Source organism: Mechercharimyces mesophilus, assembly GCF_059818345.1.
Genome location: NZ_JCBAPH010000001.1, coordinates 1,237,868 through 1,250,549, shown reverse-complemented (window position 1 = coordinate 1,250,549; position 12,682 = coordinate 1,237,868). Strand labels below are relative to the sequence as shown.

Below are 12,682 nucleotides of genomic sequence, written 5' to 3'. Positions count from 1 at the left end.
GAGTCGGAAGGAAGTGTGAGGGGAGCCATGCGTTTTGGAATGAAGGTCCGTAATCAACAATGCGCTATTGCATAGTTTGTTTGCGGGAGTCGTCTGTCCAATTTTGGGCATTCACCTTCTTTTAATCCAAACGTAAGGCTTCCCTTTTTTCTTTCCTTAAGCACCGGGAACGGTGCCTTTATGGATCAAACGTGTTTATCAACGCGTGTGGGGAAACCTGCATGCGTTTTTTGTATGAAAATGATGGGATGAGTGAGAGAGCGAGGGTGTACGATGCGTTTACGAGATTGGGATCGAAATTTAAAAGTTCGTCTATATGGAGAAGCTTTGATTAACCTATTATTTTGGATGTTCTTCCCCTTTATGGCGATCTATTTTGCTGAGGAGTTTGGCAAAGTGATGGCGGGGGTTTTACTTGTACTGGCACAAGTCGTCGGTGTCTTCGTCAATTTGATAGGGGGATATTGCGCGGATCGCTTTGGTCGAAAGAAAATGATGGTGATCGGTTCTGTGATCGAAACCGTGGGCTTCTTCCTGTTTGCTTATGCAAATTCGCCCTGGTTGGATTCGCCTGTTCTTTCCTTTATCGCCTTTACTTTATTGGGGGTTGCTTTTTCGCTCTATTGGCCCGCGAGTCATGCTATGGTAGCAGATGTGGTGCAAGAGAAGGACCGAAATTCGGTCTTTGCTGTGTTCTACACAGCGATTAACCTGTCTGTAGTAGCAGGACCCCTTCTGGGTAGTTTCTTCTTCTTTCACTATCGTTTTGAGCTTTTGCTATCGGCAATCGTAGCTAGCATATTCTTAACCTTATTAATCCATTTTCTCATCGAAGAGACTGTTCCTGATCAACCACAAGAACCCGATCGCCAGTCGAGTCGTTGGTACCAAGCCTTGTGGACGCAGTTAATAGATTATCGTGTTATTTTTCAGGATCGCGTGTTTCTCTTGTTTATTGTTGCAGGGGTGTTGGTCATACAAGTGATGATGCAACTAGATTTGTTGGTGGCGATTGCAGTGAGTAATAGTGCAGGTATACAAACGCTCTTTTCACTGGGAGAATGGTCCCTCACCCTGGGGGCAGAACAGATTTTTAGCTTGCTATTAGCGGAAAATGGACTACTCATCGCGTTGTTTACTGTGGTGGTAACACGATGGATGAGTCGCTTTCAAGAGCGAAATGTGTTTGTGATTTCTGCACTCCTTTACAGCTATTCCATGCTCTTTTTTGCGGTATCCATGAATGCATGGGTGCTACTTATCGGGATGTTGGTATTCACAGCGGGTGAAGTGATGGTGGCAGGTATGCAAGATGGGTTTGTCTCCAAATTGGCTCCAGAACATATGCGTGGTCAATACTTTGCTGCGGGTAGCCTTCGTTTTACGATTGGACGTACGATCGCACCCTTCGTCATTCCGTTATCTGCGTGGGTGGGCGATGCCATTAGCTTTGTTGTACTGGGAGCGCTGTCCTTGATCGGGATGTTTGTCTATGTTTGGATGTTCCAGCTATTGGGACAAAAAGAGGCAGCCCAAGTGAGGATGGCAGATGGGAAGAGCACGGTTTAAGAGTGAAGGGAAGGTAGAGAGGGTAACCCACTACCTAAATTGGTATCCTGTGAACACCTCGATTCCTTCTTTATTCAGCACATTGCCAACGAGGTGGGGCTGATAGGGACTACGCGCAAACACTTCATGACAGGGGATCATCATGTTGTCACCCGCAATGGCCGCGAGTTGATCGTGTGAGAGGCTATACACAAGCTTGCCCAGTTGAGCCCATACCATCGCGCCTGCACACATGGCGCAGGGTTCACAGCTGGTATAGAGGGTGAAGTTTTGTAAGTGTGGGGGCGCGTGTTGGCGAAAATAAGTCTGGATTAGGCTTAACTCTGCATGTTGCGTAGGGTCGTGGTTTGTATGAATTTGATTTTTACTCGTCATGATGACTTCATTGTCTTGTACCAATACCGCTCCGAAGGGTTCATTTCCGTTTTCTCTTGCTTGCTGGGCGAGCCGAAGAGCGGTTTTCATATGAATGTTGTCGTTTGTCATGGATAAGATCCTCCTATAATGGACAGTTTGAAAGAAGGGTGAACGTTCATGGGTACATTTTAGCAAAATTATTTTTCTCTTGCCTTGCAATGAGGATGAGAAGCGAGATATACTATACACTAGTGCATTGGATTTATTCCACTGCATAGTAGAAGGAAACCAACCCTAGCGCGGAGAATCGATTGACCTCGGCGATTGACTGGGCTATGGGGGGTTTTTCAATTATTAGGAGGTGTAAGGGATGACCTTGTCCCTAGAAAAGAAGCGGGAAATCATGGAAGAATTCAAAACACATGAGAATGATACGGGTTCGCCGGAAGTGCAGATTGCGATTTTGACTCATCGCATTACGGAACTTAACGACCACTTGCGCGAGCATAAAAAAGATCATCATTCCCGTCGTGGGTTGCTAAAAATGGTAGGACAACGGCGGAATCTGTTGAACTATCTGAAGAAGAAGGACATTACACGTTACCGTACGTTGATTTCCAAATTAGGTCTACGTCGGTAGTAAAAAGCGGGGTGTACCCCCGCTTTTTTCAATCTCCCTTTAAAATGGTGAGAAGAAGGAAATAACAAGGATATGAAGAAGTGTGAAACTGGACAGTTTTGAGAGGAGGAAATGAAGAACCTATGGAACCTGTCGTTTATGAAATGACACTTGCAGGAAGAAAACTAACTTTAGAAGTTGGGAAATATGCCAATCAGGCCAACGGCGCTGTCATGGTGCGTTATGGTGACTCGGTTGTCTTGGCAACGGTAACGGCATCCAAAGAGCCGAAAAACCTTCCCTTCTTTCCATTGACGGTAAACTATGAAGAACGCCTCTACGCAGTTGGGAAAATCCCAGGAGGCTTTATTAAAAGAGAAGGAAAGCCAAGCGATAAAGCGGTGTTAGCAAGTCGGTTGATTGATCGTCCGATTCGCCCGCTCTTTCCAGAAGGCTTTCGCAATGAAGTACAAGTCATGACGACTGTCATGTCGGTTGATCAGGACTGTTCCACGGAGATGGCGGCTATGATTGGCGCTTCCGCAGCTCTATCGATTTCTGACGTTCCGTTTGACGGACCCATTGCGGGTGTGACGGTAGGACGAGTGGATGGAGAGTGGATGATCAATCCCAATGTGGAACAACAAGAAAAGTCGGATGTCGACCTCGTTGTTGCAGGCACCAAAGATGCGATCAATATGGTGGAAGCAGGAGCGAACGAGGTATCAGAAGAGACCATGCTGGAAGCGATCCTGGTTGGTCATGATGTGGTCAAAGAGGTTATCTCTTTGATTGAGCGTATGGCGGAAGAGATGGGTCAAGAGAAGATCGAACCCCAGTTGCATGGTCTTGATCAGGAATTGGAAGAAAAAGTACGCGCGCTGGCGACGGAACGCTTATCCCAGGCGACTCAAACATTTGATAAGCAGGAACGTCAGGCCGCAATTGACACGATTGCGGACGAGATGGTAGCCAACCTGTCAGAATCATACGAAGCAGAAGAGTATGAATCTGAAATGCGGGAGATCCTGGATAAAATCGTGAAAGAAGAAGTGAGGCGCCTAATTCTTGATGAAGGAAAGCGTCCGGATGGGCGTACCCCTGTGGAAATTCGTCCACTGTCGAGCGAAGTAACGATCCTTCCTCGTACCCACGGTTCTGGCTTGTTCAAAAGAGGACAAACCCAGGTCTTGAGCGTTTGTACGTTGGGAGCACTAGGCGATGTACAAATTTTGGATGGCCTCGATTTGGAAGAGTCCAAACGGTTTATGCATCACTATAATTTCCCTCCATACAGTGTGGGTGAAGCACGGCCGGTACGGGGACCTGGACGGCGCGAAGTAGGACATGGTGCCTTGGGTGAACGAGCGCTTGAACCGGTGATTCCGTCAGAAGAAGTCTTCCCTTATACGGTTCGCTTGGTCTCAGAAGTACTTGAATCCAATGGATCTTCCTCACAAGCCAGCATTTGTGCATCCACTCTTGCTTTGATGGATGCGGGTGTGCCGATTAAAGCACCCGTAGCAGGGATCGCCATGGGCTTAGTCAAAGAGGGAGACAAGGTACAAGTCTTAACGGATATTCAAGGAATGGAAGACCACTTGGGTGATATGGACTTCAAGGTAGCCGGTACCGCGGCCGGAGTAACCGCACTCCAAATGGATATTAAGATTAGTGGAATTGACCGTCCTATCTTGGAAGAGGCGCTGGAGCAAGCACGAAAAGCTCGTCTGACACTGCTTGAGAATATGTCAGATGCACTAGAAACCCCTCGTGATCAGCTCTCTCAATATGCTCCTAAGATCTTGACCCTGCGTATCGATCCTGATAAGATTCGTGACGTTATTGGACCGAGCGGACGCGTCATCAATAAGATTATTGATGAAACAGGCGTGAAGATCGACATTGAGCAGGATGGTAAGATCTTTATTGCTTCGAGCGATCCAGAGAAGAACGATCAGGCAAAATCCATTATTGAAGGACTAGTACGCGAAGTGGTTGTGGGAGATATCTACCTCGGTACAGTGAAACGGGTAGAGAAATATGGAGCCTTCGTAGAAGTGATCCCAGGTAAAGAAGGGCTTGTACATATTTCTCAGCTAGCGATGGACCGTGTCAACAAAGTGAGCGATATTGTTGATGTAGGGGACCAGATCACGGTGAAGGTGACGGAAATTGATGGACAAGGACGCATCAATTTATCGCGCAAAGCTGTTCTCAAGTCCCAAGAGGAATCGACAACGAAATAAGGAAGTTGAAACAAAAAGAGTCAGAGCGATCTGTCTCTTTTTTCATCTTTGCATAGGCTTGTTTATCCTCGCATAGATTAGTATCATCCCTGGCTTTCTAGCTGTAACCGATTGCTTTTATGAAAGGCGTGAGCAACGTTTAAGTAGACTTGGCATCAAGGAGGGAATAAGCAACGTGCAACGTCCAGTCGCTCGCCGTTGGGTGTTGGTGTGTACCATTTTGCTCGTTGGTTGGCTGGTTCAATCCGCTCCGATGACTGCTTATGTGGCTTCCGTACAGGAAACAGAAACAACCCTGGGAACCTTCATCGATCCTCTCCAAGACCGGATTGAGAACAAAGCCAAGACAAAGAATGTACCCGCAGTCGATGCTCGACTGGATGATGTGTGGCGACTGATTCCCGGATACAATGGACTCCGCGTAGATGTGGAGCAAACTATACAAGCAACGAAGCAAAAGAGGGACAATAGTAGCATTGCCTGGAGGTTTGAGGAGATCCAGCCGAAGGTCTCACTTGCTGATTTGGGCGCACATCCCATATACCGTGGCAATGAAGAGAAGCCCATGGTAGCATTTATGATCAATGTTGCATGGGGAACGGAGCATATACCTCAAATGTTAACGACCTTGCGCGAACACGAGGTAAAGGCAACCTTTTTCCTTGATGGCTCTTGGTTACAAAAACATCCCGATATGGCGAAGACAATCGTGGAACAGGGGCATGAAATCGGCAATCATGGCTATTCCCATCCGCTTATGAGCCGTTTATCTCAAGCGCAAGTGAACAAAGAAATTCAAAAAACTGAAAGCTTGATTCAGTCTTCTCTTCATCGTTCGTCTAAATGGTTCGCTCCTCCTTCTGGAGACTATAATCAGCAGGTCGTCGATCTGGCCAAGGAAGCGGGAATGTATACCGTGCTATGGACAGTCGATACCATTGATTGGAGAAAGAGTACGACCCCGACCATGATGAGGAAAAGATTACAGTCTGTGGACAAAGGGAGTCTCGTCTTGATGCATCCGACAGATCGAACCGCCGTAGCCCTGCCAGATTTGATCGCATTGGTAGAAGAAGAGAAAGGCTTAACACTGGGGACGGTTAGCCAGGTGCTCTCTTCCGAACGTGTAAAATAGGTTGTGCCTTGTCACCCATTTTGATATAGTGAGATTAACTTCCTTCGGGGGGATTTTTGTTTTTTTGGGTGATTGAGGAGGATTGTCGTGATCGAGAAACATCGGTTGACGAGTGGAGTGCGCGTGGTTGCTGAACATTTGCCTCATGTGCGCTCTGTTTCGCTTGGATTGTGGTTCGGTATTGGCTCTCGTCACGAGATAGAGAGTCAAAATGGAATTTCACATTTCATTGAACATATGATGTTTAAAGGAACCAAAGAGCGAACCGCTCGTCAATTAGCCGAAGCTTTTGATGAAATTGGTGGGATGGTCAATGCGTTCACTTCCAAAGAAATAACGTGTTATTATGCTAAAGTCTTAGATCAACATTTTGATACGGCCGCGTCCATCTTGTCTGATATGGCGTTTCATTCACTCTTTGCGGAAGAGGAAATTGAAAAAGAGAAAAAAGTAGTACTAGAAGAAGTATATATGGTGGAAGATACACCAGATGATCTGGTTCATGATCTTCTATCAGAAGCGATGCTGGCTAATCACCCTCTCGGATTGCCGATTTTAGGGACAGAAGAGACGATCAGACAGTTCACACGGGAGCAGTTGCTGGAGTATCGGCACCAAAACTATGGTCCGGACAATTTGGTGATTGCGTTGGCGGGTCACCTGCCAGAAAATTACTTAGAAATTCTCGAAAAGCAATTTTCTTCTTATCCTTTTTCTTCATCTGCATTGGCGGAAGAAAACCCTCCAGCGTATGAAGCCAAAGCGTTGGTCCGTAAAAAGGAGACTGAACAAGCGCACCTGGCACTGGGGATTCCGGGAATATCTATTCAAGACGCGCGTATCTACTCGTCCGTTCTTTTGAGTAATTTATTGGGTGGCAATATGAGCTCACGCCTTTTTCAAGAAATACGTGAAGAACGGGGGTTGGCTTACTCTGTTTTCTCTCACCATTCTGCTTATCGAGATGGTGGCTTATTTACTATTTATGCTGGCACAAGTCCGGGGCAGGAAGATGAAGTACTGGATGTCGTATGGAATATGCTTGATGATATCTGCCAACATGGTGTTTCCACGTCTGAGTTAGAGAAGGCGAGGGAACAGTTAAAAGGCAGTATGATATTGGGATTGGAAAGCTCAGGGAATCGTATGCACCGTCTAGGCAAGAACGAATTGCTTTTAGGAAAACAAGTGTCTATTGATGACATCATCGCGAAAGTAGATGCTGTTACAAGAGAAGATATTCATCACATGGCTGAAGCACTCTTCTCACAGCCGGTTTCCATGGCGATCGTATCCCCAGATGGTAAGGTTCCGTCTTCATACAGGAGGGATCTTTTTGTTTGATGTTCATATTCAACGAGTAGCAGGGAATGAGGACTTGCCTCTTCCCGAAAAAATGTCGCAAGGGGCAAGTGGATACGATCTCCGGGCAGCAGTCACAGAAACTTGCTGGGTTCAACCAGGAAAGTGGATGCTGATTCCTACGGGCATTGCCCTGGGGATGCCGGCAGGTTTGGAAGCCCAGATTCGCCCACGGAGTGGGTTAGCATTAAAACATGGAATATCGATGGTCAACGCCCCAGGTACCATTGATGCAGATTATCGTGGGGAAATTAAAGTGAATCTATTAAACCTCGGTTCAGAGCCTTTTGCTGTGGAACGTGGGGATCGCATTGCTCAACTTGTTTTTCAAGAAATACCGGCCATACGCCTGACTCCTGTACAACAGTTGGATGAGACAGATCGTGGATCTGGTGGGTTTGGTCACACAGGAAAATAAGAGGAGTTGGGAGCCAATTGAATACCGTTCGGATACAGAGGTTGGAAGAAGAGATGGAAGAGCTCCGGAAGCGGCTGTATCAAGCCGTTGCCGGTCAACCTGCGCGTCTGAATCATGCTGGTGTCCTTCCTATCAGTAGACGGCTCGATCGACTGATTTTAGAATACCAAAAAGAACAACGAGCGAAGCAGTGATAAAAAACCTCCCCTATGGTATCGGGTAACATAGGGGAGGTTTTTTCACATATTTGTGCTGTTTGGGCGATAACCTATAATAGTTTGAGAATAGGAAGGAGAATGAGAATGCGCTGGAGTGAACTATCTGAGAAAGAAGTGATCGATCTAGCGAGTGGAGAACGTTTGGGCGTGATGGGGAAATCGGATATGAAGGTCAATCGTGAGGATGGAGGGATCCAATCGTTTGTTATGCCTATTGGTACTTCTTGGTTAGGTAAAAAACAAGGAGAGTTCGAAATTTCGTGGAACATGATCAAAAAGATTGGTCCGGAAATGCTCATTATTGAGTCCCCACCACGCTATCGCCGCTAGACAAAAGTGCATCGTCACCGATTGCGAGGCCCCTTCATAAGATAGAGCAGATGTGCAAGGCGATTTCCTGTACCCGAAAAGCACCAGGAAAGGGGTCTTGTGAGTATGTTGACAGGAAAGCACGTTGCCTTTCTGGGCGGAGATGCTCGGCAATTGGAAGTAGTGAAGCGATGCATAGAATTGGATGCTACCGTTAGTCTCATTGGATTTGATAATCTGCAACGACCTCTCAGTGGAGCCAGCCTCAAAGAGTTATCAGCGAAGTTACTCAAGACAGTCGATTTGTTGGTGTTACCCATCGTCGGTCCCGATGAGGAGGGACGGGTTCAGAGTGTATTTACGAATAAAGAACTGGTGTTGACAGAGGATCTTCTATTGGCACTACCTACTCACTGTATCGTTTATGCGGGAATGGCGAAGTCTTACTTACAAGCGCTCGCCAAAAAACACGCGATTCGTTTGGTAGAGCTATTAAACAGAGACGATGTTGCCATCTATAATTCCATTCCGACAGTGGAAGGTGCACTCATGATGGCGATTCAGAATACAGATTTCACCGTTCATGGTTCGAACTCGACTGTGCTCGGATTTGGACGTGTGGGGATGACATTATGCCGAACATTGCGTCAACTAGGCGCTCATGTGGAGGTGGGTTTACGGCAATCGGCGCAAATGGCTCGCGCCTATGAGATGAATTTGATACCGTTCCCTATACATTTATTAGAGAGTCGTGTGGCAGCTGTCGATTTACTTTTTAATACGATACCGGCTCCGATTGTTACAGAACAAGTGATTCGTAAGTTGCCCCATCACACGGTGATTATTGACCTTGCTTCTAAGCCGGGAGGCGTTCACTTTGACTATGCCAAAAAGCGTGGAATCAAAGCGATTCTTGCTCCCAGTCTCCCGGGCATTGTGGCACCTAAAACGGCGGGTCGTATGTTGGCGCGTACCATGACGGAACATATGCTGAAAGAGAGTGAGCAAGGAGGTGGGAACTTGTGAATGTAGCAGGGAAAACCATCGGATTTGCTCTAACCGGCTCTCATTGCACGCACGATGAAGTCCTCCCCCAAATGCAACGCCTCGTTGATGAGGGAGCACGTGTGATCCCCATTGTTTCTTATACGGTAGCCAATGTAGATAGTAAGTTTGGAACCGCAGAAAAATGGCTGACAAAGATTAAGGGGATCACGGGTGAGAATCTGATCTCTTCTATTCCTGAAGCAGAACCAATAGGACCCAAAAAGATACTGGATTGTCTCGTGATTGCCCCGTGTACGGGAGGTTCATTAGCTCGATTAGCCAATGCGATTACAGACAGCCCTGTGTTGATGGCGGCAAAAGCACAAATGAGGACGTACCGACCCGTGGTCATTGCGATATCAACCAATGATGCACTCGGACTCAATGCAACGAATATTGCCAAATTACTTCCGATTGGAGAGATCTTCTTCGTTCCTTTTGGGCAGGATAACCCAGAAGGAAAACCGAAGTCGATGGTGGCTCGAATGAATCTAATTCCCGAAACGGTTGGTGCTGCATTAGAGAATAAACAAATTCAGCCAATGATTATTGAAAGATACCGCGACTTACCTTCATAATGGAAAGGAGACCTTTCTTGCTCCTTTCTTTTTTGTGCCGACTTCCGTGGATCAGGGTTGAGAAAAATTATCAATGAGAGTACAATAGGGGAAAATCGATAGCCATAGTACCATATAAAAAAATGAGAACAGACTCAAGAGAAGAGGCCAGAATACAGTGTTTTCTCGCTTCTTTCTCATGCGTGTGGGTTCTAATAGAATACACAATGGGTCGCGGAAGAGAGGGAAAGTAGATGGAGGAAAAGCAATGGGTTATCGCCGTTGTAGGGGCGACGGGTGCAGTTGGACAAGAGATGCTACGAAATTTGGAAGAACGGGCACTGCCTATGAAGGAGCTCTGCCTATTAGCATCTAAACGTTCCGCCGGTAAGCGATTGACGTTCCGGGGAGAAGAAATTGAGGTTAGAGAAGCGACACCAGATGCTTTTACCGGTGTCGATATCGCTCTTTTTAGCGCTGGTGGCGAGACGAGCAAAGCACTTGCCCCCGAAGCAGTCAAACGCGGAGCGGTTGTCATCGATAATTCGAGTGCTTTTCGTATGGATGCTGATGTTCCGCTGGTGGTACCTGAAGTAAACGAAGAAACTTTGCATCAGCATCGTGGGATCATCGCTAACCCCAATTGCTCTACCATCCAACTAGTGGTCGCGTTAAAACCACTGTTGGACCGGTATGGACTGGAGCGTATCATTGTTTCCACCTATCAAGCGGTATCGGGCTCAGGCTGGAAGGCTGTAGAAGAATTGCGCACACAGACGAAAGAAGTGTTGGCGGGTGAGAAGCCCACAACAGAAGTGATGCCGGTAGGCAAGTTGGATGAACATTACCCGATTGCCTTTAACGTCATTCCGCAATGTGATGCGCCTGATGAAGCGGGTTATACATTTGAAGAGATGAAGATGGTTCGCGAGACGAGGAAGATATTCGCGGATGATCAAATTGGACTTACTGCCACTTGTGTGCGGGTTCCGGTGGAGCGTGGCCACAGTGAATCTGTCTATGTTGAGTTAAAGGAAGCGTTTGAACTGGAGGAGTTGCGGCAAGTTTTAGCGGCTGGAGAAGGCATCATCCTAAAAGATGACTTAGCAGCTCAAGTGTATCCAATGCCTCTCGATGCAGAAGGGAAACCGGAGGTGTTTGTTGGGCGCTTGCGAAAAGATCTTACTCATCCTCGTGGTTTAAACCTGTGGGTGGTTTCGGATAATCTCTTGAAAGGGGCAGCGACGAATGCTGTTCAGATTGCAGAGAGCTTGATCCGTTTCAACAAGAATGAGGGATGAAGAAGGGGAAAAAGAGAGATGGATATGATTGTACAAAAGTTTGGCGGTACCTCGCTAGCGACCGATGAGGCGAGACAGCGAGTCATCCACCACATTCGCCGCGAAATGGATGAGGGCAATCAAGTGGTCGTTGTCGTCTCTGCAATGGGGCGAAGTGGAGACCCCTTTGCTACCGATACCTTACTCGATTGGTCTAAAGCGCATGGCCAGCTACAGCCTCGTGAGCGAGATCTTCTCCTTAGCTGCGGTGAGATGATCTCTGCAACGACCTTGTCAGGTTTGCTACATGAAGTGGGGATCTCCAACTGTGTCCTTACGGGCGGACAAGCGGGTATTATGACGACTGATGACTATACCAATGCACAAATTACCTCCATTCAACCACATCGTATCTTTAAAGAATTGGAGAAGCATTCACTTGTGATTGTTACCGGTTTTCAAGGGTCCTCTTCCGAAGGGGATGTGACGACTTTGGGGCGTGGGGGTAGTGATACGACAGCAACGGCTTTGGGAGTAGCTCTTCAAGCGAAAAGGGTGGATATTTTCACCGATGTTGTCGGTATTATGACAGCTGACCCACGGATTGTACAGGATGCGATGCCACTCTCGATGGTGACGTATAATGAAATCTGCAATTTGGCTTTTCAAGGTGCCAAAGTGATTCATCCGCGTGCTGTGGAGATTGCGATGCAAACCAATGTACCGATCCGTGTACGCTCTACATTGAGCGACCATCCGGGAACATTGGTAACGCAAATTACATCCGATCATCCGCTAGCGGGGGAAGTACATGAACGTCCCATTACGGGAATTGCGCATGTCCCTCATGTCACACAAATTGAAATTAAGGCGAAGGAAGGGCAATACGATCTGCAATTGCAAGTATTCAAAGCGATGGCTGAGAACGGAATCAGTGTAGATTTTATTAATGTGAATCCCAGTGGAGTAGCCTATACTGTTTTTGATGAGGTGGCAGAGCGCGCAGAAGCGCTTCTTACGGAGCTAGGTTTTGAGCCAACCCTGCATCCAGATTGTGCCAAAGTTTCAGCGGTCGGTGCAGGCATGAAAGGTTCGCCTGGGGTGATGTCTCAAATTGTGGAGGCATTAACAGAAGAGGATATTCCGATTTTGCAGTCGGCTGATTCACACACGACCATCTGGGTACTGGTACGTGGATTGGATATGGTACGTGCTGTCCGTGCTTTACATCGAACCTTCCATTTACATGAGAGTAATGAAGAATGGTAAATGAGATAATCGCTGTTTCCCCCGCTTTGCTTGCCTTGTGCAAGCAAGACGGGGTTTTTCTCTTTTAGTACACGATCCGATTTCCATGTCGACTTTTGATTTGTTGTATACTAACATTAGTTGAAATGGAGGAAAGATACGACATTCGTTGCGGGTAAAGCGATCGTTACGAGGTAGATCCATGGTCACGGGGTGTTTCCCTGGCATACAATGTGAATCGTGTCGTCTTTCTTTTATTTTTCGATTGCAGGATAGACTGCTGGATGTATGTGTTATTATGGAAAGAAGAAGTG

At 47.0% G+C, this 12,682-nt stretch carries 13 protein-coding genes; 12 read left to right on the top strand and 1 reads right to left on the bottom strand.

Features of this window, described 5'->3' with window-relative positions:
* Positions 1–273: 273 nt before the first annotated feature.
* Complete coding sequence (locus tag AC6RGY_RS06205) at positions 274–1,569, top strand: MDR family MFS transporter (protein ID WP_499860662.1); 1,296 nt, start codon at positions 274–276, stop codon at positions 1,567–1,569.
* Between the two features lie 30 nt (positions 1,570–1,599).
* Here AC6RGY_RS06205 and AC6RGY_RS06200 read toward each other — a convergent pair whose 3' ends face one another.
* A complete protein-coding gene (locus AC6RGY_RS06200) occupies positions 1,600–2,055 on the bottom strand; it encodes a nucleoside deaminase (RefSeq protein WP_499860659.1) in 456 nt (151 codons plus the stop codon).
* A 241-nt stretch (positions 2,056–2,296) separates the two neighbouring features.
* Here AC6RGY_RS06200 and rpsO point away from each other — a divergent pair, with 241 nt between their 5' ends.
* From rpsO to dapG, 11 genes are all read left to right on the top strand, one after another.
* Positions 2,297–2,566 carry a 30S ribosomal protein S15 gene (gene rpsO / locus AC6RGY_RS06195; protein ID WP_499860656.1) on the top strand — a complete coding sequence of 90 codons (270 nt, stop codon included), beginning with the start codon at positions 2,297–2,299 and terminating at the stop codon, positions 2,564–2,566.
* Between the two features lie 122 nt (positions 2,567–2,688).
* Positions 2,689–4,794, top strand: coding sequence for a polyribonucleotide nucleotidyltransferase (gene pnp / locus AC6RGY_RS06190; protein ID WP_499860653.1), 2,106 nt, complete (start codon positions 2,689–2,691; stop codon positions 4,792–4,794).
* A 175-nt stretch (positions 4,795–4,969) separates the two neighbouring features.
* Positions 4,970–5,929: a polysaccharide deacetylase family protein gene (locus AC6RGY_RS06185; RefSeq protein WP_499860649.1), complete on the top strand. Its 960-nt coding sequence runs from the start codon at positions 4,970–4,972 to the stop codon at positions 5,927–5,929.
* An 87-nt stretch (positions 5,930–6,016) separates the two neighbouring features.
* On the top strand, positions 6,017–7,273 hold the full coding sequence (locus tag AC6RGY_RS06180; RefSeq protein WP_499860647.1) for a M16 family metallopeptidase: 1,257 nt from the start codon (positions 6,017–6,019) through the stop codon (positions 7,271–7,273).
* Positions 7,266–7,709 (top strand): dUTP diphosphatase, encoded by a 444-nt coding sequence (dut, locus tag AC6RGY_RS06175; protein ID WP_499860644.1) that lies wholly within the window; start codon positions 7,266–7,268, stop codon positions 7,707–7,709. The genes AC6RGY_RS06180 and dut overlap by 8 nt, the downstream gene beginning before the upstream one ends.
* A 17-nt stretch (positions 7,710–7,726) precedes the next feature.
* Complete coding sequence (locus AC6RGY_RS06170; RefSeq protein ID WP_499860640.1) at positions 7,727–7,903, top strand: Spo0E family sporulation regulatory protein-aspartic acid phosphatase; 177 nt, start codon at positions 7,727–7,729, stop codon at positions 7,901–7,903.
* 108 nt (positions 7,904–8,011) lie between these two features.
* A complete protein-coding gene (locus AC6RGY_RS06165) occupies positions 8,012–8,257 on the top strand; it encodes a YlmC/YmxH family sporulation protein (protein ID WP_499860637.1) in 246 nt (81 codons plus the stop codon).
* Between the two features lie 105 nt (positions 8,258–8,362).
* Positions 8,363–9,262: a dipicolinate synthase subunit DpsA gene (gene dpsA / locus AC6RGY_RS06160; RefSeq protein WP_499860634.1), complete on the top strand. Its 900-nt coding sequence runs from the start codon at positions 8,363–8,365 to the stop codon at positions 9,260–9,262.
* On the top strand, positions 9,259–9,861 hold the full coding sequence (locus tag AC6RGY_RS06155) for a dipicolinate synthase subunit B (RefSeq protein WP_499860632.1): 603 nt from the start codon (positions 9,259–9,261) through the stop codon (positions 9,859–9,861). The genes dpsA and AC6RGY_RS06155 overlap by 4 nt, the downstream gene beginning before the upstream one ends.
* Positions 9,862–10,094: 233 nt before the next feature.
* The gene (locus tag AC6RGY_RS06150) at positions 10,095–11,141 is read left to right on the top strand and encodes an aspartate-semialdehyde dehydrogenase (protein ID WP_499860629.1); all 1,047 of its coding nucleotides are present in this window, start codon (positions 10,095–10,097) and stop codon (positions 11,139–11,141) included.
* Positions 11,142–11,159: 18 nt separating this feature from the next.
* Positions 11,160–12,389, top strand: a complete 1,230-nt coding sequence (gene dapG, locus AC6RGY_RS06145) for an aspartate kinase (RefSeq protein ID WP_499860627.1) — start codon at positions 11,160–11,162, stop codon at positions 12,387–12,389.
* The last annotated feature ends 293 nt before the right edge of the window (positions 12,390–12,682 follow it).

Excerpts from the sequence above, each read along its gene's own strand:
- AC6RGY_RS06165 (WP_499860637.1), top strand. The coding sequence starts at position 8,012 with ATGCGCTGGAGTGAACTATCTGAGAAAGAAGTGATCGATCTAGCGAGT.
- dapG (WP_499860627.1), top strand. The coding sequence starts at position 11,160 with ATGGATATGATTGTACAAAAGTTTGGCGGTACCTCGCTAGCGACCGAT.
- AC6RGY_RS06200 (WP_499860659.1), bottom strand. The coding sequence starts at position 2,055 with ATGACAAACGACAACATTCATATGAAAACCGCTCTTCGGCTCGCCCAG.
- AC6RGY_RS06150 (WP_499860629.1), top strand. The coding sequence starts at position 10,095 with ATGGAGGAAAAGCAATGGGTTATCGCCGTTGTAGGGGCGACGGGTGCA.
- pnp (WP_499860653.1), top strand. The coding sequence starts at position 2,689 with ATGGAACCTGTCGTTTATGAAATGACACTTGCAGGAAGAAAACTAACT.
- rpsO (WP_499860656.1), top strand. The coding sequence starts at position 2,297 with ATGACCTTGTCCCTAGAAAAGAAGCGGGAAATCATGGAAGAATTCAAA.
- AC6RGY_RS06205 (WP_499860662.1), top strand. The coding sequence starts at position 274 with ATGCGTTTACGAGATTGGGATCGAAATTTAAAAGTTCGTCTATATGGA.
- dpsA (WP_499860634.1), top strand. The coding sequence starts at position 8,363 with ATGTTGACAGGAAAGCACGTTGCCTTTCTGGGCGGAGATGCTCGGCAA.